22 protein-coding genes are annotated in these 24,173 nt (G+C 51.5%); 15 read left to right on the top strand and 7 right to left on the bottom strand.

What is annotated here, in order from left to right; translation table 11 throughout:
• Positions 1-13 precede the first annotated feature (13 nt).
• From rpmB to B2U47_RS11710, 3 genes are all read left to right on the top strand, one after another.
• Positions 14-250: a 50S ribosomal protein L28 gene (gene rpmB / locus B2U47_RS11720; RefSeq protein ID WP_296681021.1), complete on the top strand. Its 237-nt coding sequence runs from the start codon at positions 14-16 to the stop codon at positions 248-250.
• A 19-nt stretch (positions 251-269) separates the two neighbouring features.
• Positions 270-440 carry a 50S ribosomal protein L33 gene (rpmG, locus tag B2U47_RS11715; protein ID WP_002707790.1) on the top strand — a complete coding sequence of 57 codons (171 nt, stop codon included), beginning with the start codon at positions 270-272 and terminating at the stop codon, positions 438-440.
• Positions 441-536: 96 nt separating this feature from the next.
• Positions 537-1,025 (top strand): SRPBCC family protein, encoded by a 489-nt coding sequence (locus tag B2U47_RS11710; protein WP_296681015.1) that lies wholly within the window; start codon positions 537-539, stop codon positions 1,023-1,025.
• A gap of 3 nt (positions 1,026-1,028) precedes the next feature.
• Here the strand turns inward: B2U47_RS11710 and folK are convergent, their stop codons facing one another.
• The 5 genes from folK to B2U47_RS11685 all read right to left on the bottom strand — a co-directional run bounded on the left by folK (position 1,029) and on the right by B2U47_RS11685 (position 4,103).
• The gene (gene folK, locus B2U47_RS11705; protein WP_296681012.1) at positions 1,029-1,517 is read right to left on the bottom strand and encodes a 2-amino-4-hydroxy-6-hydroxymethyldihydropteridine diphosphokinase; all 489 of its coding nucleotides are present in this window, start codon (positions 1,515-1,517) and stop codon (positions 1,029-1,031) included.
• Entirely contained in the window at positions 1,499-1,870 is a 372-nt protein-coding gene (gene folB / locus B2U47_RS11700; RefSeq protein ID WP_296681009.1) for a dihydroneopterin aldolase, read from the bottom strand. Before folB ends, folK begins: the two co-directional genes overlap by 19 nt.
• A 132-nt stretch (positions 1,871-2,002) precedes the next feature.
• On the bottom strand, positions 2,003-2,455 hold the full coding sequence (locus tag B2U47_RS11695; RefSeq protein WP_296681008.1) for an RT0821/Lpp0805 family surface protein: 453 nt from the start codon (positions 2,453-2,455) through the stop codon (positions 2,003-2,005).
• A 72-nt stretch (positions 2,456-2,527) separates the two neighbouring features.
• Positions 2,528-2,797, bottom strand: coding sequence for a glycine zipper 2TM domain-containing protein (locus tag B2U47_RS11690; RefSeq protein WP_296681005.1), 270 nt, complete (start codon positions 2,795-2,797; stop codon positions 2,528-2,530).
• Positions 2,798-2,993: 196 nt separating this feature from the next.
• Positions 2,994-4,103, bottom strand: a complete 1,110-nt coding sequence (locus B2U47_RS11685) for a VWA domain-containing protein (protein ID WP_296681002.1) — start codon at positions 4,101-4,103, stop codon at positions 2,994-2,996.
• A gap of 148 nt (positions 4,104-4,251) precedes the next feature.
• Here B2U47_RS11685 and B2U47_RS11680 point away from each other — a divergent pair, with 148 nt between their 5' ends.
• The 8 genes from B2U47_RS11680 (at position 4,252) to B2U47_RS11645 (ending at position 10,632) form a co-directional block, all read left to right on the top strand.
• Positions 4,252-4,764, top strand: coding sequence for a hypothetical protein (locus B2U47_RS11680; protein ID WP_296680998.1), 513 nt, complete (start codon positions 4,252-4,254; stop codon positions 4,762-4,764).
• 96 nt (positions 4,765-4,860) lie between these two features.
• Positions 4,861-6,591 (top strand): type II secretion system ATPase GspE, encoded by a 1,731-nt coding sequence (gene gspE / locus B2U47_RS11675; protein WP_296680995.1) that lies wholly within the window; start codon positions 4,861-4,863, stop codon positions 6,589-6,591.
• A complete protein-coding gene (locus tag B2U47_RS11670; protein WP_296680993.1) occupies positions 6,578-7,810 on the top strand; it encodes a type II secretion system F family protein in 1,233 nt (410 codons plus the stop codon). Before gspE ends, B2U47_RS11670 begins: the two co-directional genes overlap by 14 nt.
• Positions 7,811-7,873: 63 nt before the next feature.
• Complete coding sequence (gspG, locus tag B2U47_RS11665) at positions 7,874-8,323, top strand: type II secretion system major pseudopilin GspG (protein WP_296680990.1); 450 nt, start codon at positions 7,874-7,876, stop codon at positions 8,321-8,323.
• Positions 8,295-8,750: a GspH/FimT family protein gene (locus tag B2U47_RS11660; RefSeq protein ID WP_296680987.1), complete on the top strand. Its 456-nt coding sequence runs from the start codon at positions 8,295-8,297 to the stop codon at positions 8,748-8,750. The genes gspG and B2U47_RS11660 overlap by 29 nt, the downstream gene beginning before the upstream one ends.
• Positions 8,734-9,129 (top strand): prepilin-type N-terminal cleavage/methylation domain-containing protein, encoded by a 396-nt coding sequence (locus tag B2U47_RS11655; protein WP_296680984.1) that lies wholly within the window; start codon positions 8,734-8,736, stop codon positions 9,127-9,129. Before B2U47_RS11660 ends, B2U47_RS11655 begins: the two co-directional genes overlap by 17 nt.
• Positions 9,126-9,752, top strand: a complete 627-nt coding sequence (locus tag B2U47_RS11650) for a prepilin-type N-terminal cleavage/methylation domain-containing protein (RefSeq protein WP_296680981.1) — start codon at positions 9,126-9,128, stop codon at positions 9,750-9,752. Before B2U47_RS11655 ends, B2U47_RS11650 begins: the two co-directional genes overlap by 4 nt.
• On the top strand, positions 9,742-10,632 hold the full coding sequence (locus B2U47_RS11645) for a general secretion pathway protein GspK (protein WP_296680977.1): 891 nt from the start codon (positions 9,742-9,744) through the stop codon (positions 10,630-10,632). The genes B2U47_RS11650 and B2U47_RS11645 overlap by 11 nt, the downstream gene beginning before the upstream one ends.
• Here B2U47_RS11645 and wecA read toward each other — a convergent pair.
• On the bottom strand, positions 10,586-11,689 hold the full coding sequence (wecA, locus tag B2U47_RS11640) for a UDP-N-acetylglucosamine--undecaprenyl-phosphate N-acetylglucosaminephosphotransferase (RefSeq protein WP_296680973.1): 1,104 nt from the start codon (positions 11,687-11,689) through the stop codon (positions 10,586-10,588). The two genes, B2U47_RS11645 and wecA, sit on opposite strands and share 47 nt — an antisense overlap.
• A gap of 145 nt (positions 11,690-11,834) precedes the next feature.
• Positions 11,835-12,740, bottom strand: a complete 906-nt coding sequence (locus B2U47_RS11635; RefSeq protein WP_296680970.1) for a LysR family transcriptional regulator — start codon at positions 12,738-12,740, stop codon at positions 11,835-11,837.
• A 415-nt stretch (positions 12,741-13,155) separates the two neighbouring features.
• Here B2U47_RS11635 and B2U47_RS11630 point away from each other — a divergent pair, with 415 nt between their 5' ends.
• The 4 genes from B2U47_RS11630 to B2U47_RS11615 form a co-directional block, all read left to right on the top strand.
• Positions 13,156-15,693, top strand: coding sequence for a putative Ig domain-containing protein (locus tag B2U47_RS11630; RefSeq protein WP_296680967.1), 2,538 nt, complete (start codon positions 13,156-13,158; stop codon positions 15,691-15,693).
• Positions 15,694-15,784: 91 nt separating this feature from the next.
• A complete protein-coding gene (locus B2U47_RS11625; protein ID WP_296680964.1) occupies positions 15,785-16,690 on the top strand; it encodes a glycoside hydrolase family 5 protein in 906 nt (301 codons plus the stop codon).
• A gap of 101 nt (positions 16,691-16,791) precedes the next feature.
• A complete protein-coding gene (locus B2U47_RS11620) occupies positions 16,792-20,277 on the top strand; it encodes a putative Ig domain-containing protein (RefSeq protein WP_296680962.1) in 3,486 nt (1,161 codons plus the stop codon).
• A gap of 38 nt (positions 20,278-20,315) precedes the next feature.
• On the top strand, positions 20,316-24,173 hold a 3,858-nt coding region (locus B2U47_RS11615), incomplete at its 3' end, for a PKD domain-containing protein (RefSeq protein ID WP_296688384.1).

The raw sequence follows: 24,173 nt of genomic DNA, 5'->3' as shown, positions 1-24,173 counted from the left end.
TTGGAGTATCCCGATGTCTCGTGTATGTCAGGTAACAGGTAAGCGTCCGATTACAGGTAACAACGTATCGCACGCCAATAACAAGACCAAGCGCCGTTTTCTGCCCAACCTGCATTCCAAGCGCTTCTGGGTTGAAAGCGAAGGACGTTGGGTAAGTCTGCGCGTTTCTGCCAGCGGTATGCGTATTATCGACAAGAAAGGTATTGATACCGTTCTTGCTGACATGCGTTCCCGTGGCGAAAAAGTTTAATTGACGGAGGTAACAGCAAATGGCTAAGAAAGGCGGTCGTGACAAGATCAAGCTGGTTTCTTCCGCAGGAACCGGTTTTTATTACACCACAACCAAAAACAAGCGTACTACCCCAGACAAACTGGAGTTCAGCAAGTACGATCCGGTTGTGCGCAAGCATGTTATGTTCAAGGAAGCCAAGATCAAGTAATTGATCTGGTTTTTGCGATTCTTGAAAGCCCGGCTAGTCCGGGCTTTTCGCGTTTGAGGCTATAATCAGGGTTCTTCATTAAGGGATGAATGGAAAATGATGTGGATCGCATTAAGTGTCGGCGTGTTGCTGCTGTTGTTGCCGTTGCTCATTGGGCTGGGTTTGCCGCCACGTCAGCAGGTCACACGGGTGGAGTTGCTCAAGGCTCCAACGGCTGAAGTCTGGGAAGCCCTGAATAACCTGCAAGCCCAGACTCAGTGGAGGCAGGATCTGCAAAGTGTGCAAATGCTGGATGATGATGCCGGTTTGCGCTGGCTGGAAAAGGCATCGCGGGGCTCACCCGCTACCCTTCGCAAGCTCAAGGAGACCCCGCAACAGGAATTGGTGCTTGAAATCCACCAGGGTAGCAGCCGGGGAACCCGTCAGGCACGTCTGAATTCGGTTCCGGGCGGAACCCGTGTTACGTTTACCGCTGTTCAGGAAACCAGCAACCCGCTGGCACGTTTGGCTGCACGGCAGCGCGGCGGGCTGGATGCCCGGCTGGATCAGTTTATCCAGCAGTTGAAACAGCATTTTGCTGCCTGACAGTTAGCGGCAGGTCAGCTTGACAGGTTTGAGCGAGCTGGCAGACAAAATGGATTCGCTTGCCAGTGTGCCGATGTTTTGTTGCAGGGCTGGATGTAACGCCTCAGAGGCAATTTCTGCTAGCGGGAACAGGACAAACGGGTAACGCAATATATCGTTGTGTGGCAGGTTTTGTCCGGGTTGCAGGTTCAGGTCGCCGTACATCAGCAGATCGGCATCCAGCGTGCGGTCACTGTATTTTTCCCGGCTGCGGATTCTGCCGTGGTCATCTTCCAGTTGGCGCAACCAGATGCGTAGTTTGTCCGGTGACAGGTTGGTATCAAAACCGGCAACCAGATTCAGGAAGGGTTCCCCGCTAAAACCCTCTGCCGGGCTTTCATAGACATGGGACAGGGTGATACGCCTGAATGCCTGCCTGAGTCGCTGGATGCAGGAACAGATGTTGGTTTCTCGGTCGATATTGCTGCCGATGCTTATGTAGACATTTGCCATTGCGGATTTCCCCGTTCAATTCTGACCCCGACTTCACTGGAACCGCGAACCGCTCCCGGTTTGCCAACCGTGACCCGAATCCAGGGAATCTGCAATTCCGCCATCAAGGTGCTGGCAATGGTTTCTGCCAGACGTTCCACCAATTCGTAGTGATCCTGCGCTACCAGTTCTATCACCCGTTTACTAGCGGTCTTGTAGTTGAGGGTGTCCTGGATATTGTCACTGGCGGCTGGAGGGCGGTTGTCCCAGGCCATCTCAAGGTCAATACGGATTTTCTGGAGGATACGTTTTTCCCACTCATAAATGCCAATCCGGGCATCCAGACGCAGGTCGCGTACATATACAATGTCCATGCGCTACTCATGTTATGGCTTGATTGAGGGGGGATTGTATACAGGGAAGGGGAGGGAAGGAAGAAATGCCTGCAAGAAACCCCCTTGCCCCGCACACCCGCAGGACAAGGGGCAAGACCCAATAATCACTGTTTAGTTAACAGTAACCCATTGACCATTTGGTTGGCGGCAAGCACGCATTTGTACGTTTTGCGCTTGTCCGTCGATATAGCCAGTTACGTTAACCGGGCGGCAAACCTGGTTATTATTGGTTGTATAAGCCTGCCCAGGCGTTGCATTGTAGCGATAGCCAGTCTGTGGGTTTTGCCAACTGACGGGGCTACCACTGGAAACGGCATAACCAAGGCGCTGGCGGTCATACTGACTGCCAAACTGCGAACCCAGATAACCACCCAGGATGGTACCAGCAATCGTGGCGGCTGTTCTGCCGTCGCCATCACCGAATTGATGCCCGACAACCCCACCCAGTACCGAGCCAACGATGGCACCTGTTTGGGCATTATCCATTGGAGCAGCTACACAGCCTGCCAGTAGTAAGGATGCGATGGCAGAAGTTGCTACGGTGTGCACCATTGTCTTTTTCATAAAAAACTCCTTGGTTCTTGATCGGCTGCCCACTGCGCAGCCCATGCGACAGGGCTGCTTGTGGGGCATGTCTTAGTAGGGGCGGTAGTAAGGTTGTGGTTGTGGCTGGACATAACGATCCTGACCAGCACCCAGTTGACCGCCAATGTAACCGCCCGCGATACCGCCCGCGATGGTTGCTGCGGTTTTGCCTTCACCCTCACCAAATTGATGACCCACAACCCCGCCAATCACTGAACCTGCAATGGCGCCGGTTTGTGCGTTGTTCATGGGAGCGCCACAACCGGACAGCATGGCTGCGGACAGGGCAATGGCGCTGAGGGAATAAACGAAATGTTTCATACAGATAGCTCCTTTAACAAGCTGTGTTATGTGTAGTGGCTCATGCCAGATTCTTATAGCTGGTATCGGATTAGACCGGGGATGTGCGAAGTGGTTCGTGAAAGTTTGCGTTATTTTTTCATCTTTAGCGAATGCACCGCGACGCCCCATCTGCATTTTGCATCAGGAGCTGGGCAAGTGCCAGCGGAATCTTTTTTCAGTCGGCTTGACCAAACACAAAGGTGTGGCGGCTTTCGCCATCGGCAGCGACTTCCAGGGTGGCTTCCTGGCTTTGGCGGTTACGCACGGCCTTGATGCGGTATGAACCGGCTGGTAGTTGTTCGGTAATGCTGGATTTCAGCAGGCGATCGGACAGGAAGTTGCCATCGCGGGTGTACAAGGTGAAATTGGCATCCAGCGGATTCTGGCGGCTGTCAATGGCGTCCAGCACCAGTTTGCCCATGCCACCCAGATCGAAACGGTGTGTAGTGGTTTGCCCTGCGGTGACTTGCAGGGTTTCGGACAGTTTCAGTTGCCCCCACAGTACATCTACCCGGTATTGTCCGGGGGGGAGTTGCCGGGAGATTTCCTTGCGGGTGGTGAAGGTGTTGAGGTGTTCGCCACGTGCATCATACAGCAGAAAACTGGCGGGCAGGTTGTCAAGGCTGTTGCCTGCGCCCAGCGTGAGTTGCAGGGTTCCGGGTGTGTCTGCCGGTATGGCTGGCGTGGTGGTAGTCGCATTGGCAACTGGTGTCTCCAGCAGTTTCGCCAGTGCGGCAGTGTCCCCGGCAAGGGCAAATGTGCCGCCTGTATGCTCGGCGATACAACGCAGTTGTGAGGCAGGGTCATCCCGGAAGCCAAGTACATGGATACGCAACTCGGGGTCGCTGGCTTTCAGTTGTTTGGCTGCGGCACAAGGGTCGGCATCACAGCTTTCCTGCCCGTCACTGACCAGCAGGATGTGGTTGCCCCGTGTCGCTGCCTGGGTAATGGCGGCACTGATGGGGGAGCGCCCCTTGGGCATGATACTGCTGGCTTGTTGCAGTAGTTCTGCCGGGGTACTGGCTTGTTGTACGGCAATATCCTGACAGTCGGATTTGTGCTGGCTACCGTAAGTGATCAGGGTGATGCTTTGGGGTGCGGCTGGTGTTTGCAACAGTTGTGCAAGGTTGTCGCGGGCAATTTCGATTTTGCTTTTGCCGTCGATTTGCCCCCACATGCTGTTGGATGCATCCAGCACGATGACCGTGTTGGTAGTACCAGCACTCAGGCTGATGCAGGGGAACAGGAATAAGGCGACCATCCAGGCCAGTTTTACAATATTCATCAGGATTTTCTGTGAGGTTGACACTCGCGTATGCTGCATTCCAGCAGCGCCCATTCCCATTGAGATTAGCACCGTCTGGAGGAAACGTGGGTTTTTTTACCGCTTTGGTGCTAAATTGGATGTTTTCAACAATAAAAGGATAGACACCATGAGTGTTCAGGATGCTTTTGCCACGCCACGTTCCAGTGTGCGTGATGTTGCTGGTGGTTCCGGCGTGTTGACCGACAGCATTGTCGATTCACTGAGTAAAACCCGCCCGTGGGTCTTGTTTCTTGCCATTCTGGGCTTTATCGGTGCTGCTTTAATGGCCTTGGGATCACTGCCGATGTTGCTGGGTAGTGCCATGATGGGTTCGATGGGAGGGGCGGATGCTGAATTGGGAGCAATGGCAGGTGCAGGCATCATGATCGGCATGGGCGTGATGTATTTGCTGATAGCAGTTATTTACTTCATGGCTTCCCTTTACCTGTTGCGTTATGCCGGTTCCATCAAACGTGCGGTCGAATCGCTGGGCGTGGCTGATCTGGAAGCGGCTTTGGCACAGCAGGCCAGTTTCTGGAAACTGGTTGGTATCATGGCGCTGGTTTTCATCGTGATGATGATCGGCTTGATGGTGGCAGGCATCGGTGGCGCGATGTTCATGGGTGGGGCTGGTTTCTAGTTTTCATTTTACTGACCGTTCGGGGGGAAACTGCTTGCATGTTTCCCCTACCTTCATAGAATAAGCCAACACAATAATAAAAAAGACAGAACTCTCATGCAGGTTGCGACATCTCATGCTCCAGCCGCAATGTTTGGCGAAAGGCTGGTCAAACTAGGCAAACTAAAACCCGTTGATCTTGAGCGTGCCTTGCGTGCGCAGACCGAGATACGTCAGCCGCTCGGCAGTGTGCTGGTGCGTTTGGGTATGCTGACCGAACAGGAGGTGGCTTTTGTCCTGTCACGCCATTTGAATGTGCGCATGGCGCTCAGCAAGGATTATCCTTCTCTGGCGGTTGAAAACCCCGGCATCGCTGTCAATTACATGCGCAACGCTGAAGTTGTGCCGGTATTGGCGGAAACAGAACGGCTGGTGGTTGCCATGTCCAATCCGCAGGATCAGTTTGCTCTGGATGCAATCCGTATGGCGAGTGGCAAGCTGGTGGAGCCGCTGCTGGGTTTGCCCAGTGAAATCCGTGCCAATATCGAGCGTCTGTACGGCAATGAAGCAGGCCGCAAGGAAGCCGGGGCAGGGGATGATGAGTTTGAAATCAGCAGTCATGATGATAATCTGGATGACATCGAACATCTGAAAGACATGGCTAGTGAAGCACCAGTCATTCGGCTGGTCAACCAGATCATGACCAATGCCATGAGCCAACGGGCTTCCGACATCCATATCGAGCCATTCGAGAACCATCTGAAGGTACGTTACCGCATTGATGGTGTCATCCACGAGGTGGATTCACCGCCGCAGCAATTGACCGCTGCGATCATTTCCCGCCTCAAGCTGATGGCACGCTTGAACATTGCCGAGCGCCGTTTACCCCAGGATGGGCGCATCCAGCTACGGGCACAGGGTAAGGAAATCGACATGCGTGTATCCACGGTTCCTACCATGCACGGTGAAAGTGTGGTCATGCGTCTGCTCGACAAGCACAGTGTCAAACTTGACCTGAATACCCTGGGATTTTCCGACGATAACTTGCGTAAAATCCAACAGCAACTGGATGCACCGCACGGGGTCATTCTGGTGACAGGGCCGACCGGTTCCGGTAAAACCACTACCCTGTATTCCGCCCTCACCCAGTTAAACACCACGGAAAACAAGGTGTTGACGGTGGAGGATCCGGTGGAATATGAGCTGGAAGGCATCAACCAGATTCAGGCCAACCCCAAAATTGGCCTCACCTTTGCCGACGCCTTGCGTTCCATCGTGCGTCAGGACCCGGACATCATCATGATTGGGGAAATGCGTGATGTGGAAACCGCCCGCATTGCCATCCAGTCAGCCCTGACCGGACATCTGGTGCTTTCCACCCTGCATACCAATGATGCTGCCAGCGGTATCACCCGTTTGCTGGACATGGGGATTGAAGATTACCTGATCACTTCCACGGTCAACGGCATCCTTGCCCAGCGGCTGGTACGGCGTTTGTGCCCGCAATGCCGCGAATCGCACCCGGTATTGCCTGAAATTGAGCAGGAACTGGGGTTGCGCAAATACCAGCCGGAAGGCGAACTGCGCCTGTGGCACGCCAGGGGATGTAATGCCTGTGGCAATACCGGTTACAAGGGGCGTAGTGCCATCCATGAAATTCTGGTGATGGATGACCCTGTGCGCCGCCTGATCCTCAAGCATGAAGATGCTGGCGTGTTGCAGGAACAGGCTCGCAAGGCTGGAATGCGTACCATGTATGAAGATGGCCTGATGAAAGCCCTCAAGGGTGTAACCACATTGGAAGAAGTGCTGCGCGTGGCGGAGGAAACCCCGAATGCCAGCCTATAGTTACAAGGCCATTACGCCACAAGGTGTACCCAAAGAGGGTATGCTGGAAGCTGCCAGCGAAACCCTGGCTGCCGAGAGCCTGAATGCGCAGGGTTTGATCCCGATCAGGATTTTAGCCAGTAAAAATGCCGCTGCCGCAGGTAAACCCGCCACCGGCAAACGTTCCGCTGGTTTGTTCGGCAGTAAAAAAATCAGCCAGCACGACATCATGGCGTTGACCCAGCAACTGGCAACCATGCTGAAAGCCGGTTTGCCACTGGATCGGGCATTGGGCATTCTGCTGGAAATCAGCGACAAAGCACCGGTCATTGAGCTGGTGCAAGCGATTCAGGGCAGTGTGCGCAGTGGCAAACGCTTTGCCGATGCCTTGGAAGACAGCGGCAAGTTTTCCCGTTTCTACATCAACATGGTGCGTGCCGGGGAAGCAGGCGGGTCGATTGATGATGCTTTGGCTCGCTTGGTAGAGTACATGGCACGCGCCAAGGAATTGCGTGGCACGGTCATTTCTGCACTGATTTATCCGGCTATTCTGGCGTTTGTTGCGGTGGTGTCGATTATTGCGTTGCTGACCTTTGTTGTGCCGCAGTTTGCGCAGATGTTCAAGGATATGGGTGGTGATTTGCCCACCATTACCAAGGTGGTGATGGGGACAGCAGATACCTTGCAACACTACTGGTGGGCGGTGCTGGGTGGTTTCTTGCTGGTGTTATTGCTAGTGCAATACATCCTGACCAATGAAAAGGCGCGTACCGGGCTGGATCGTAGCCTGTTGCGCTGGCCGATTGTCGGTGATTTGATCGGCAAGGTGGAAATGGCACGCTTTTCCCGCAGCTTGGGAACCTTGCTGCATAACGGTGTACCGTTACTGGGTGCGTTGAAAATTGCCAGGAATACCGTCAGTAACCGGGTGATGGCGGCGGCGGTGGATGAGTCTGCCGACAGCCTTAAGCAGGGCGAAAGCCTTACCCGTACATTATTGGGCAAAGGCGTATTTCCCCCTTACGCCTTGCACATGCTGCGCGTTGGTGAAGAAACCGGGCGCATGGAAGAGCTGCTGCGTGAAGTGGCAGACATTTACGATGATGAAGTGAAAACGTCCGTGAAACAGATGTTGGCATTACTGGAACCGATGCTGATTCTGGTCATGGCAGTCGCCATTCTGGTGATTATTGGTTCAGTACTGCTGCCAATGATCAATATGGCTGACCTAGTTAAGTAAGAATCCCCAATAACAAACCACAACAATAAAGGCCGCAAAACGGCTAATAACAAGGAGCTAGAAATGCAACGCAAACCCCGCAAGCAACCCCTTTCCGGCACGCAACGCGGCTTCAGCCTGATCGAACTGATGATCGTACTGGTGATCCTCGGCCTGATTGCTGGGATCGTCGGCCCGCAGGCGATGAAATACCTCGGCAAGGGCAAAAGCCAGTCTGCCAAGGTGCAAATCGAAAACATCAGTGCCGCCCTCGATATGTACCGTCTGGAAGTGGGCAGTTACCCATCTACCGCAGATGGTCTCAAGGCGCTGGTTGCCCAGCCTTCCAGTGCGCGTGGCTGGAACGGCCCTTACCTGAAAAAAGGTGAAGTGCCCAAAGACCCGTGGAACAACGATTACCAGTACAAGCGTCCGGGTGGCAATGGGCAGGCTTATGACCTGATTTCAATGGGTGCGGATGGTGCTGCTGGTGGTGAAGGCGAAGATGCAGACCTGTCGCTCTGGAAACAGTAAGGCAAGCGGTTTCAGCTTGCTGGAAGTGCTGCTGGTGCTAGTCCTCGGCGGCTTGCTGATGGGAGTGGTTGCTACTTCCCTCAGTGAGGGGCCGGTATTGCGCAAAAGCAGCCGAGAAGTCGCTGCCAGTTTGCGCCATGCCCGCGCTCAGGCCGTCATGCGCCAGCAGCCAGTGCTATGGAAAATGAATATTGCCGACAAGCGTTTCTGGATCGAAGGTGGGGCAGGGGATGCCAGTCGCACCTTCAACAGTCAGGTGGAAGGTAAAATCAATACCAGTGCTGCTCAGGTCGATTCTGCTCAGCAGGGCGGCATCCAGTTCTATCCCGATGGCAGTTCTACCGGCGGTTCGGTGGAACTGACCTATAACCAGCAGACCTACAAGGTCAATGTCGAGTGGGTGACAGGGCGTGTCAGTATCCAGTAAAGGTTTCTCACTGCTCGAAGTACTGGTCGCCTTCGTGGTGATGGGGCTGGTGGTGGGTGTATTGCTGCAACTGTTTGGTTCTGCCATGCGCAGCGTAGCCTTGGCGGATGAATACAGTTTTGCCGTGCAGGTCGCCGAGTCCCGCATGGCGGCGGTTGGCAATGACATTGAAGTCAAGGAAGGCAGTGTCAGTGGCGAAGAGCAAGGTTCCGGTTATCGCTGGGAAGTGCAGATGGAAGCCGTTGAACCGGATGAAAAAATGGAAAAAGTGCAGGTTCCGCTGCATTTGTTCCGGGTAGAGGTGGTGGTGACGTGGCAAAACGGTGACAAACCGCGTGAATTCCATCTGTCGTCACTGCGTTTCGGGGAGGAGCAATGAAACAGCGCGGTTTCACCCTGCTGGAAATGCTGATTGCTTTTGCGTTGGTTTCCCTGCTGTTCCTGGCACTGTTTGCGGCATTCAATACCATTGGGCGTAGCTGGGATGCAGCCGATACCCGCATGAACAAAAGCGAGGACATGCGCCTGGTTGCCGATTTTCTGCGCCGCCAGCTTGGGCAGGCGATGGTGGTGCGCATCAAGGGCGAACAAGGGGACAAGGAAGAGCAGACCTATGCGTTCGCAGGCACTTCTTCCTCACTGCGTTACGCTGCTCCCCTCCAACCATTGCAACACCAGGGTGGTGTATTCCTGATTGAGCTGAATATTGTCAGCAGCAAAAACGGTCAGGCACTGGAAATGCTGTATGCCCCTTACCGCCCAGAGCTTACCTGGGAGGATGCTTTCAAGGATGCCGAGCCGGTGACGGTGTTTGATGGTCTCAAGGGTGCGGCTTTCAGCTATTTTGGGGCAGAAAAGGAAGACGAAGAGCCTGAATGGGTCGGCGAGTGGGAAGACAAACCTGTGTACCCGCACATGTTGAAGCTGGCTTTGGCTGACAAGGAACGTGCTTGGCCGGAACTGCTGGTCGATTTGCCGCAGGTGACAGATTATGGGCAATAAGCAATCCGGTGTTGCCATGATTGTGGTGCTGTGGATGATCATGGTGATGATGACGCTAGCAGCCAGTCTGCTGTATGCCACCCGCACGGAAAGCAGCATGGTGGATTACGCCCGTCGTTCCGCCCATGCCCGCGCCATTGCCGATGCCGCTGCCCATTACGCAGTCATGCAACTGTATCTGCCCAACAAGGAACGCGATTTGAAACTGGGCGGAACACCTTTGCTATGGGAGTACGAAGGTGCGAAGGTTGAAATCCGCATGGTGGGTGAAAATGGTCTGATCGACATCAATTATGCCAGTCGCCCCTTGTTGCAACTGATTCTGGAACAGGCTGGCGGTATGGATGAACAGGGTGTGCAAAACATGCTGGATGTATTGGAAGACTTCCGGGATGTGGATGACCTGAAGCGGCTGAATGGTGCGGAAGACAACGATTATGAAAACGAAGGGCTGCCTTTTGGAGCCAAGGATGCCCCTTTCGAGCGTATTGAAGAATTGCAGCAGGTTATGGGGATGACACCGCAGCTTTATGCATCGCTGACCCGCTATCTGACCGTCCAGTCCGGGGCGGCGGGTATCAACCCGATGTTGGCTCCACGGCAGATGTTGCTGCTGCTGGCAGAAGGCGATGCTGCCAAGGTGGATGCCTATATGCAGAAGCGTGAAGATTCCGAAGGTGAATATGTGCAACCGGATTTCGGTGGTGCGTTTCTGGATGCCAGTCAGCAGCCGTTGTACCGGATGCAGGTTAGGGTGTATGCCGATGAAACGGCTCCCCCGTATTTTGAGGAGCGTTCCATGCGCCTGAAGCCGGAGAAAATGCCGCCATTCGTTACTTACTTTCGGATTTTGCAGCCATCTTCTGCGCAGTTTGAGTAAACGGGTTTAAGCGTGCTAGCAGTTCTGGCAGGCTTTTGCCGCTGGCATCCAGATAATTGACGCTGGACTGGAAGATGATGAAGCTGAGCAGGAAAGCCAGCAGCAGCAGGGTTTCATTGCTTTGCCGCCATTCGGACAGCAAGCCAGTAGCAGCCATCAGCATTGCCAGTAGCGTGATCAGGAACAATGTCTGCATTTTGCTGAGACCAGCCCGTAGCAGAATGTGGTGCAAATGGTCGCGACCGGCTTCAAACGGTGATTTGCCCAGACGTATGCGTTGCAATGCTACCCGTGTCATGTCCATCAGGGGGAGTGCAATCAGCCACACGGCAGTGATTGGGCGCATGACAGCCACTTCACGCTGGGTGGCTTCCAGCAACAGCCAGATGATGCTGAAACCGATCAGCATGGAACCAGCATCCCCCATGAAGATTTTCTGCCTGAAGGGGGCGATCAATAGGTTGTTGGCAAGGTAGGGGACAAGGGCAACGATGAATGCCAATGCAATCACATAAGGCAAGCCGCCTCCCTGTGAACCAAACAGGATGGCCAGACTGGCAAACGATACCATCGACACGAAACCCAACAATCCATCAATACCGTCAATCATGTTGAAGCAATTGATGGCAGCAACAACCACAATGGCAGTCAACGGGTAGCCGAATGCGCCCAGATGTATTTCACCTAGCCCCAGCAGGTTGCCGAGGTTTTCCAGATGCAGGCCAGTTCCCATGCACAGGGCGCAAGTCAGCAACACCTGCATGGTCAGGCGCAGGCGCACCGATAGGTCTTCGGCATCGTCGGCAACCCCCAGCAATACCAGCCCCAGCGAACACAGCAGCCAGCTCGACAGGCTGGAATCCAGCGGCATGGTCATAATGATGGTGCTTGATAATCCGGCGAAAATGGCAAGACCACCAATCAGGGGGATAGCACCGTCATGTTGTTTGCGTCCTTTGGGGATGTCTAGCAGATGAGCACGGAAGGCAACAGGTTTTAATAGTATTAATGCAAGCCACGTGACACACAGGCTTGCCAGCAGGGATGTTATCAGCATATTGGCCTCGGGATCGTGAGATGTTCTCTTGTTATCCCTGAGGCTAGGAGAATATGCTGGCGTGCTTGTGACTGGGTTGTTTAAATGTCGTATAAAGTCAGATAAAAGGCATTAATAAAAATTAATTATTTGATTATTTATTGAATTAATTTACGGTCGTCTTACAGCATTTTTGCAAATGTTCGCGCAATAGCACTACTGTTGGTGATAACTGGCGGCGGTCAGCACACACCAGCCACAGGGGTGTGGGTTCCCCTTCCCAGTCCGGGCATAGCCTGACCAGTTCACCTGTACGCAAGCTGGGTAACACGTCCAGCATGGATTTGTAGGCAATGCCATGTCCCGCCAATGCCCAGCGGTGGACAGCATCACCGTCGTTTGCCCTGCGGTTGCCGTTGACCATGACAGTCAGGGTCTGACCATCGCGGTAAAACTGCCATTGTTCGTGGACATTATCATCCAGATTAAAGCGTAGGCAGTTGTGCCGGGAAAGTTCGTCCGGCGTGTTGGGTTTTCCATGTTTGGCAAGGTAGATAGGGGAAGCACACAGTACGCGCCGGTTTTGTGGCAGCAGCGGCAAGGCAATCAGATTGGAGTCGGGCAAATCCCCGTAGCGGATGGCGACATCCACTGGCTGGCGATAAAGGTCGGTGATGCTGTCACTCAAATGCAGGCGGATGGTAACTTCAGGGTATTCGTTCTGAAATGCATCCAGCCAGTTCAGTACCTGGTTACGCCCCAAGTCGGAAGGGATGGAAATTTGCAAATGTCCTCGGATGACTTGCTTGCCAGTACTGAGTTCCTCAAGTGCATCGTGCAGTTCTTGCAATGCCAGTTTGGCAGCGGGTAGCAGGCGTTGGCCTTCGGGAGTCAGGCGCAGGCTGCGGGTAGAACGCACGAATAGCATTAAGCCCAAATCCGTTTCCAGACGTTTGAGTGCTGCACTCGTCAACGCAGGGGAAATGTTCAGCAGCCGTGCCGCAGCGGAAAGGCTGCCACTTTCGGCGGTCAGCATGAAAACTTCCAGATCACCGAGATTCTTTATTTTCATGGTTTCCTTGAAAGTCATTCTTGAATAAGTCTGTTTATCTATTGCCAATGATAAAAGATAATAATGGACTCGGAAAACTGGCAGTTATCCCCCCCGAATTCTGAGGTGTAATTGTAGTACTGTTTGAACCGTTAATCAGTGAAATAAGACAAATCTATAGTTGGCGTTAGGTGTGAGGGAGATACGATGAGAGAGTCCGCCCGTTCGTTATTGTTTGCCCTGTTGTGGCTCGTGGTGTCGAGTTTATTTGCTGGCGGGGTTGCGAGTGCCGCTCCTTCCATAACCTCACCGGCGGCGGGTAGCACGTTGGTAGGGTCATCACACACCTTCTCTTGGGATGCTGTTGGTTAAAAGCATGGCAGCACAAGTGCGTGGGTTGACCCAACTCCGTAAAAACTGGATGAGAAACAAGTGCATGAAACAGTATAAAATTTTGACAACCTCTTTGCTGTGTCTCGGTGTGGGATTGGGTTGGAGCACCCAATCGTTGGCAGCGACGGTGAATCATCCACCCAGCATTAGTGGCGTGCCCGCTACCCAAATTGCGGCGGGAACACCGTATGTGTTTACGCCAACCGCCTCTGATCCTGATGTTGGGAATACCCTGACCTTCAGCATTACAGGTAAACCGACGTGGGCAAGTTTCGATACGGCGACGGGCAAGTTGAGTGGTACGCCGACTGGGGCAAATGCTAAAACCTATACGGGCATTGTCATTTCCGTCAAAGATAACAAGTTAGCCAAGGTGTCATTACCTGCCTTTGATTTGACGGTGACGAATGATGCACCTGTGCTGACGGGCGAACCTGCATCAGGCGTTTACACCGGACAGCGTTACCGCTTTGCTCCAGTCGCAACGGATGCCAATGGTGACAAGCTCAAGTTTAGCATTAATAAAGCCTTACCCGCGTGGTTGACGTTCAGCACCAGCACTGGGGTATTGACGGGTATTCCAACCGATGCAGAAATCGGTTCGATTAGCAACCTAGTCATCAGTGCCAGTGATGGCAACAAGAAAACCAGTTTGCCTGCGTTTGGCATTGCCATCAGCAACCCAGCCCCAACCATCAGCGGTACGCCCAATAGCAGTGTGCGCTCTGGCTTTACTTACCGCTTCCAGCCCATTGCCAGCGATTTGAATAAACCTGCCAGTGGTTTGGTGTTTAGCATCAGCGGGCAACCCAGTTGGGCGACTTTTGACAAGACCACGGGTAAGTTGGAAGGGATTCCGGTTACTGACCGGACAGTCAATTTCGACAACATTGTGATTGGTGTTTCGGATGGGCGCACTACCGTGAATTTACCAGCGTTTGGTGTGACGGTACGCAGTGGCACAAACTATACAAACTGTCTGCCTGAACTTGGCACAGGAACGCCCTTCGAGTGCAAATTGCCGATAACAGCGGGTGCGACATTTGCCTTGAACAACCCGAAACAGGGCATGGCGATTCAGCAGAAAACGGGCATTTTGCATTGGACACCGACCAGTAACCAGACTGGGCAGCACTATGTTGGCGTCAGTGTGACGGATAACGTAGGAACTAAACAGCTTACTGTGCCGTTAGCAGTGACGGCTGGTGCTGCGGATTTGGCAGGGATTTACGTTGCACCTGATGGTAACGACATCACAGGTAACGGTTCTGCTACCACACCGTATGGCAGTATTGCCAAAGCTGCCAGTGTCGCTACAGCAGGCAGCACGCTGTATTTGCGTGGTGGTGATTATTTCAATGCGGAATACGGCAAATCGTTTACCAATCGTGCTTACGGTGCATTGGCGCGGATTACCACCAAAGGTACAGCCGAAGCCCCCATCACCTTGCGCCCTTATGGTAATGAATACGCTAGGCTGATTTCCGATGTCACGGCGTTGCAATTCACTGGCGCACAATACTGGAATGTGGAAGGTCTGGAGTTGGCAGGCACAGCATCGAGCCTAACCTTGGCGAATGCGATGGATGACTGGTGGAGTGAAACCAGTCTTAAAACCACCGGGCGCGGCATTAGTACCAATACCTCACAGAACATTACGGTGCGTAACAACGTGATTCACGATTTCGCCGGGGCAGGTATGGGCAGCAACGGCTCTGACATGATCCGGGTGGAAAACAATGTGATTTACCACAACGGTTGGTGGAGTACGGGGGGCGTACATGGCATTGCTAATTCTTACCTAACCACCGTCACGGGCAATAAAGGTAAGGAAGGCTTGGTAATGAAAGGCAACCTTGTGTTTGGCAACCAGTCACGGCTTATTTCTCATGTGTTCAGCAAAGGTAACGTAGACTTGGCGATTGACGAAGGCAATGGTTTACACGCTCAAAACAATACCAAAACCTTCACAGGCATTGCACGGGTCGAAAACAACCTGCTGCTATTTAACGGCAAGGCGGGCTTTGGCATTAATACCATGAACAATGTCATCGTGCGCAACAACGGTTTCTACCAAAATGCGCAAGTGGTCAATACTGGTGAACTCGCTATCCAGTCTTCAACAGATACGGTTGTCGATAATAACCTATTTCATCCCTTAAGCTTGCGTAGAACCTTAAAAGACAGCAACAACAATTACGCGCAGTTGCATGACGATAATTTGACGACGTATGGTGCGGATTCAAGTCTTGTGGATAGTTCGGTTTTGAGTAGTGCGGTGTTTAGTAACCCTACAAGTCTGGATTTCAGTCCCGCAGCGGGGATTGATGCGACATTTGGCGTACCTGCTGCCGATTTGCAACGCATGGCACAAACAGTGAATGAGTACGGCATCCGCGTACAAAATCCGGTGTTCAGTGAAACCATTGATGCAGCTTATTTATGCCGTATGAAGCAGCAAATTTTTGATACGTGGGATACCGCTGCGGATAGTTTGAAGCAAATTACGCTGACCGACCGGGACGACAATATGCGGATTTACCGTTATGAAGACCGGGATTTGTTTAGCTGTACGCCATAAAGGAAACAAAACGATGGGTATCAGCCGCTGGGTGTGGATGATTTTAATGTTAGGGTTAGTGGGATTTTCATCCCCATCCAGTGCGGATAGTATGCTTACCCCACAACAATACCAGTCCATGCTCGGCAAGGGCATGGATGTGGATTGGGCTAAAACCCGGCAAGGTCTGCGTTTTTACAACCGAAAAATGCCCGCCGATTTCAAGCAACGGGGTTTGCAGCACGTCAGGATTAGGGTGGCGGATACCGCTTCACCAGCTTTGCTGAAACATTTGCAGCAAGTAGTGGATGATGCGTTGCAAGCGGGGTTAATGCCGATCATTGCCTATCAAGGTGACCCCTTGGAACGTGACCCGCTGAACCCCGCGTCGCAACGGGCATTCTTAAACTGGTGGCAAGCAGTCGCTGAACAGTTTAAAGGCTATCCGCCCGAATTGGCGTTTAACCTCATTATCGAAGTGTCTGGCAAGCTCAAGAAACATCCTGATGTGCTGAACGCGATCCATGCCCAAACCATCGCTTTGATCCGACAGACGCATCCTAACCGCATTTTGATTGCTGCCCCTGGTCATTTGTCTGCCCCGGAAGCCTTGGTGGACTTACGCCTGCCCCCCGACAAGCATTTGATGGTGGAATGGCATTTTTACGCAGCAGGGCCTTCGCGTCACAACCCCAAAAAACAATGGACTAATGGCAATGCCGCCGAACAACAGCTTATCCACGACAAAATTGCTTTGGGTAAGGCGTGGCAAGAGCAAAACGGCATTCCTACGTGGGTAGGTGCTTGGATGGCAAATAATTTCAACGAACATGAAAATCGTGGCAGGGGCGATTACAGCATTCCCGAACAAGTTAAATTTGCCCGGTTTGTCGCAAGTGAACTGGATAAAGCAAACATTCCGTTTGCAGTAAATTCTGATACCAAATTTTATGACCGCGCAACAGGGCAATGGATTACGGAACAGCAGCCTGTGCTGGATGCGATCTTAACGCCATGACAGAGAAAGTTAAAATGACAGGTGAGAAGATGCGAATTTGGGTAATGTGTGCATTTTTACTGGGTTTGACTGGGTGCGGCGGTGGTGGTGGAAGTGGCACTGTGAACACTGTTGTCACTAAAACGGCGGTCTTGCTGGATGGTGTGGTATCAGGCGTGACGTATGATGCCGGGAGTGGTGTCAGCGGTACAACTAACGATGCCGGACAGTTTCAATACGTGGAAGGGCAACCGGTTAGTTTCTACATCGGCGGTATTTTTTTGGGGCAAGCTCAGCCCGTTAGTACGCCAGTAGGTGCAACTAATGTGTTGGCGGATAGTGTCATTACTCCCCTAGAGTTGGCGGGGGTCAATGATATAGCTGATCCGCAAGTCCTAAATCGGGTGCGTTTGTTAATGGCTCTTGATAGTGATGGAGACCCACAGAACGGTATCCAGATCGACAGCGCGACCCAGACTGCCTTGCAGAATGTTCAGTTGAATGACTTCAGTGACCCGTTCGCCCCCACCGCAGCGTTGCAAGCCGTATCGCAAGCCACAGGACGCAATGTCGTACTGGAAGACAGTGATACCGCAAAACAGCATCTGTGTGATTCGTTGGGGCTAAGCACTTGCGATACAGTTGTTGATGACCCATACACCCAATTGACCCGCGATACCGATAACGACCAAACACCGGACGTGTTTGATACCGACGACGACAACGATGGCACACTCGACAACGAGGACTACCGCCCACTCGATAACAGCATCCAAACTATTCCCAGTTTCACCGGGCGGGTGAATTCCTCTGCGCAAACCTATGTTAGGCAGGACAATCCCAATAACAATTACAGCAGTCAATCCAGCCTATTACTCCGCAGTATCACAGGTTCGTTTGCGACCGCTGGCTTGCTGTATTTTGATATTCCCACCACACTAAGCGGCAAGCGAACGGATAATATCACTAGTGCAACACTAACCCTCAAATCGAAGACAGAAACTGATCCAGTGCGTCTCTTTGTGTCAACTGATCCGGCATTTCCCAATGCTGCCACTGCGACATGGGGAAACACTCAGCCCTTATTTGGCACAACGGAATACGGGCGTATTACCCTGACAGCAGGTGCTTCCAGTAGCACAGTTTTAAGCCAGCGAGTAACTGCCGGAAAAATCGTTTTTATCGTCGATGAAACAGGGAATGATGCCCGTAAAGAGCTATTCAAAAGCAACACTGATACTTACCTTGACCTGACATTTGAAGAAATTGACCCTACTATTGTCACTGTCACCCCTGTTGCCAACAGTCGTGCCACCCAATCCGGCGGTGAACAGCAATACCAAATCAGCCTGACGCAAACCCCAACCAGCGATGTCTATGTGCCTTTGGTGTTGGCAAACACCACTACCGCAACCCTGACAAGTGCAACCATCCTGACGTTTACCCCGGCAAACTGGAACACGCCACAAACCGTTACGATCAAGGGTAAAAACGATAACACCCAACAGGGCACAAAAGACAACAAACTGCTGGTCTACCCGTTGCATAGCCTTGATAACTATTACAATGGGCATAACCCCACCGACCCTGACTTCAAGGTTTACGCAACATTGGTGGATGACGTATCGGGTGGAACAGCCAAATCCGGGCAAGCCTTTGCTGCCACGGCTGATTATAGCAACCCTAACAAAACCGCCAGTTTTGAATTGGTGGGCGCACCCATGGGCATGAGTATCCAGGAAAAAACAGGCGTGATTCGTTGGCAACCCGACAGTTCGCAGGTCGGTAGCCATGACTTCACTATCATTGCCAAAGAAAACGGCACAACGGTCTACAACAAACAGGTAAACGTCACCGTGGCGTTGGTTGCTGTAAACCCCACCAATGCGTTCTACGTTGTGCCGGGTGGCACGGTTGCCAACCCAATAGGCGCACAAGGCAGCATTACCAACCCTTACACCAATATCGAAACCGCATTAGCAGCCGCAACACTGAATGCAAGCAAGCGCACGGTCTATGTCCGGGGTGGGCGTTATGACAATACCGCAGTGACAATAGGGAGTGCTATTGACGGTGCATCAGGCAATCAGGTGGTTTTGACCCGCTTGCCGGGTGAACGGGTAAAGTTCAGTTTCTCTGGTATGTCAGCTTTCACCATTGAAGAAGATGCTTCGCACATCGTGATTGACGGTTTTGAAGTCGATGGCAAATCCATTCAAGACCACGACACCATGTTACGCAATAATTGGTGGAACCCGTTAGGTGATCGCAGTATCGGTGGTGGGCAAGCCTTCAATGTGGACGGCAACTACATTACCGTGCGTAATAACGTCATCCACGATGTTTACCAAAAAGCGGTCAATATTTATAAAGGGCGTTACGTTAATGTGCATGACAACGTGATTTACAACGTCGGTCATTCTTCTTTGAGCGGTGGTCACGGCATCATGCGTAAATGGGAACGGAATTTCCATGTCAATCCCACTGATAACGTAGACAAGGGGTTGGATGTTTATACTGATGAATACCCATATCGCTTTGATTTCTTAGGTAATCTGCTGTTGAGGGTGGAACAGCGCATTTATTCACGTGTGTTCAACAAAGGTTATTCCAACCTGACCATTGATGAAGGCAAACCGATTGCGATTGATGAAACCCAAGACACTGACCCCAAAGGTCGGATTGCCCACAATCTGGTGTTATACGGTGGTATTGACCATATTCGCTTGAAACAGAATCCGAATATGGAAGTTCACAATAACAGCGTTATTGCCGATCTTTCCAGCCCGGAAATTGCGGATGGCATCACTGACAAAAGCAAATTGGTTAACCTGAAATTTTACGGCAATCTGGTGGCTTCCAAAGGCATTGCAGTAGACGTAGCTGATAGCTTCATTGCCAATGGTGTCGATGAAGACCCGAACAAACTGCGCAAGTATGACAACTTTATCGCTGGGGGAAGCTCGATTACGGAAGGTAGCAAGTTGTCTGGTATCACCAATAACGGCACTGCAATCAGTAGTTTGTTTGCTGATGTTAGCAACAAGGATTTCCGTTCAGTGGTGACTGGGGAAAAAGGTACAACTGGGGTTAGCGAAAGCAAGCTGAACCCGATGTTGGCACTGGCAAATGAATACGCGATTGACCTGATTCCGGGAGGGTGGGTACATAACCATGTGCGTAACACCGACCTGCTTTTGTCGGGTATACCCAGTACGGTTTTTGATACGTCTACCGTCTATATCGGCTCATCCAGCATTGAGGAGGGGCATCAGACACTGTTTATCAAATTCATTGATAGTGATGGTAAATGGTTGTATACCAAACGCGAAGAGGATGGAGTGGGCTGGAATAACTTGCAGAACAAGGATTTGACTGACACAGCTATTTACGACTTGCCGAATGTCAGTATCCAGAAAGGGGGTAAAGGGGCGTATGTTTTCCAGCTCGTTGCCCCGCAAGCGTGGTTTGATCGTTATGGCAACGCCAATAAGACACCGTTTTTCATCAATAATGGCAATACGCAAGTGGTGTATCTCGATACGACCAACGCTAATGACCGGAAAATATTGGAATATTCGGCTGCGGGCAAAGTACGCTCGTATTAAGATCGTCGTGATAAGTATTTTTGGAGCATGGTTAAATAATGAAAATGCATAAAGTGATTGCGTTAGCCCTGTTGTTGGGTGCAGGTGTTTATCTGGGTTCGCCCGTGACGTTTGAGGCAGTAACCCCAAGTGCGGGTGACGCGCCGCTCGCGGCATCGTCAACCAACGTTGCACCTGAAACCCAGCAAGCAGTCGTTCAGGATGGTAGTACCCCAACACAGCCAGTCACGGCAACAACGCAACCAAAGACTTTCCAAGCCTTTGATGCGTGGATGGAAAAAGCAGCCGTTTCACCTGTCACGCCTGATGAGTTGGAAGAAGGGTTGCAACTCGCCCAAGCACGCAAGACAGCCATGCAATCCTTGATGCGTACTAATCCGGCGCAAGCACTAGCGCAAGCGGTTTCCCTGAAAGAATACGCAGCATTACCCGAAACTATTAAACCTTATGTGGAAAAACCGTTCAGTGAGCGCGTTGATATAATGATTTTACCAGACGAGTCTGGTCTGAATCCGCAAAAAAACAAGCCACGGTTTGACCCGAATCGACGCACCGTTGGCGAACAGATTACGCTTACCTTTAAAAACCATGAGTCATTGACTTTAGTGCCTCACGGTAGTCGGGCGGGAATCCTCTCCAAAGACGGGTTAGCCACTCAAGGGATTGCATTAGACGATGTAGCCATCATCCATCCGGCAGCGTTACAGGTAGTACAGGCAGAAGATGCGGACTATATCCAAAAAACATTTCCAGCCAGAACGACGAATACCCAACACGACTTTTTTACCGGTGAAACCATTCAGGGTGAGCCTGTTATGGCATTGGCAGGTGGGCAGGTATTTTATTTCGCTTCGGCTGTGAATGTTGAGCGGCTTAACCTTAAACTGGCTGAGCTGGAGCAACAAACCGGCCCTAAAGTAGGCTCACAGATACTGTTCCAGCTAGCAGAAACACCTGCTTCCGTCACAGGTAATACGGCGTCATCTTCTTTGAGTAGCCAGATTAATCAGTTGCTCGCTGCTCCATCACCATGGACAACGACACCCAAGAAAGTTTATTTCATTCGAGCCGTTTTTCCTGACAAGCTGGATGTGCCTGTCGCCAAGTCACGTCTGGAAACGGTTTTGCAGGAAACCTCCGACAATATGGCAAGCATGTCACAGGGTAAAACGCGGTTTGATTACACAGTCAATGCCGATAGTGCTATACCAACTTTATCTAATAACACGGCGTATTATTATAACAATGGCAGTTTCAGGGGAGGGGATATTTACAATGATACCATTGCTGCGTTTAACGCACTGAACACAGGTGTTAATTTAAGTAGCTACGATATTATCGGCGTCTATTTTGGCATTAACCATCCATCCGCAGCGGGGGTCGCCACGGTGGGTGGCAGTAAAATGTGGATATACAACTACGACAGTACTTTTGTGTTTACCCATGAAGGTGGGCATAACTACGGTTTGTTTCATGCACACTCATGGAATACCACAGATGGTTCCGTCGTGGGTAGTGGTGCCACGGAAGATTACGGTGACATTTACGATACGATGGGGGCGAATTATGACTCGCGTTCAACCTTCCATCCGCAAGCACGCGATAAGCTAGGCTGGCTGGAAACTAGCCAATGGCAAAGTGTCACGACTTCAGGCACATACCGTATCCAGCGGTTTGACCATACCAATGCCAGTGGTAACCGTGCTTTGCGCATCAGCCGGGGTGGAACAAACGGACATTATTGGGTTAGTCACCGCCAAAACTTTGATAGCAATAAAGTCATGGAAAACGGGCTTTATTTACAGTGGCAACAAAACGGGGCGACCGATGGTTGGTTACTGGATACCACCCCTAATTCTGCCGATGGTAAAAATGATGCAGCCATTGTTTTGGGAAAAACCTACTCCGATGCGATTGCCAATATTCATATTACCCCTGTAAACAAAGGCGGTGCATCGCCTGATGAATGGGTTGATGTCAGGGTCAATATGGCTGTGACAGGAAATACTGCTCCAGTCGTATCAGGCATCAATGGATCAATTTCGGTTGCAGCACGTCAGGATATTAGTTTTTCTGCCAACGCTAGTGATGCCGAGAATGATGAACTGGCCTATTACTGGGATTTTGGTGATGGTGTTATCAACCCGAATTTGGGAACTGTTACGCACAAATGGGCAGTCGGTGGTACTTATACGGTAAAACTGACCGTGAGCGACATGAAAGGCGGGGTTGATAGCACACAAATAAGCGTGACGGTGACAGATCCACTGAACGTGTGGAATTCCCGAGCCTCAAATAGTACGGGTAGCCTGCGTGATATTGCCAGTGATGGCAATAAACTGGCGGTGGTGGCTTCCAATGGAGAAATCTTGACATCCAATGATGCTAGTACCTGGAGTAAAACGGATCTTGGCGGCAATGTTAGATTGTATGGGGTTTACTATACCAATGGTTTATGGGTCGTGGTTGGTGATGACTACCGTTGGAATCCAGATGGTTGGGTTGGTGTCATTTATACATCAACGGATACAGTAACGTGGACTCGTAGGCATTTTGATACCACTATCAGTTCAACGTTGTTAAGTGTGGCTTATGGAAATGGTTCTTGGGTAGCAGTGGGGAATAATGGTAGGGTTTTAAACTCGACGAATGGTGTTACATGGACTTCAAGCAGTAGTGGTACAACTGAGCATATCAAAAGTGTAGCATACGGGAGCGGCACTTTCGTTGCAGTCACCAACAAAGGTGGTGGTCGCGTTTTAACATCAACCGATGGGATAGCTTGGGCAGACCCCGGTACTATGGCGATGTCTAGCTGGAAATCATTGTATTACATTGATTATCTCAGTAACCGTTTTATAACCAGTGGTTTTTATGCAGGTATTCGTTATTCAACCGATGGAGGGATGAATTTCCAGAGCAAACAGCCTGATTCACAATCAACGCCCGCCAATGCCTATGCACCAGGATTGTTTTTCTCCGCTGGAGTCAATGCGCCTCAACAGGGGGATGAAACAGACATCAATCTGGTATCAACCGATGGTGAAAACTGGAATCTGCTGACAACAGCCAGCCAGCCTAACCGTAATGCGGCTGTTTTCTTCAAGAATACTTTCGTTACAGTCGGTGAGAGTGGCAGCATTTATCAGTCAGGGTTTGTTTCTTCTGACACCACCCCGGATGCTTTCAGTTTCACGGCAAAAATGGACGTGGCATTGAATGCAGCGGTTGTTTCCGCCCCAGTGCAAATCTTGGGAATTGACAGCCCTGCCGCCTGGACTGCCGACAATGGCGAGGCTTGTGTTTCATCAGCAAATGACTGCAATTGCGGTGTTGCAGGTTTCGCGGCTAGTGGTACGGTGACAAATAATCAGTATATGTGTGTGCGTCACACCGCATCTAATAACTATGCCAGTAGTGTTTCCAGTACCTTAACAGTGGGCGGTATTAGCGGCAGTTTCGGCAGCACGACACTGAAAAATAGCCAAACGATTACGTTCGGGGCACTCAGTGATAAAACGCTGGGTACTGCTGATTTCAATATCAGCGCGACGGCTAGCTCCAATCTGACCGTGAGTTTCAGTAGTCAAACGCCAACTGTATGCACAGTGGCAGGTACGAGCGTACATCTAGTTGCAGCAGGAACGTGTACGATCCGCGCCAAACAAGCAGGGAATAGCACATATAATGCAGCAGCGGATGTGGATAAAAGTTTCACCGTCAGCCCTGCCGCTGTGAATGGCAGTTGCGGAAATGATAATGACGCAACGTTGACCAGTCAGCCGACCAACCTGTGTACCGTGGGTACAGCCTCTAGCGTCACTACCAGGAACAGCAGTTATAACTGGAGTTGCACCGGCCTTTACAGTGGAAGCACTGCAAATTGTTCTGCCACC

The sequence above is a fragment of the Thiothrix sp. UBA5583 genome (assembly GCA_002425225.1).
Classification (GTDB): Bacteria; Pseudomonadota; Gammaproteobacteria; order Thiotrichales; family Thiotrichaceae; genus Thiothrix; species Thiothrix moscowensis.
The sequence above is the reverse complement of the archived record's forward strand: the minus strand, read 5'-3'. Positions and strand labels throughout refer to the sequence as shown.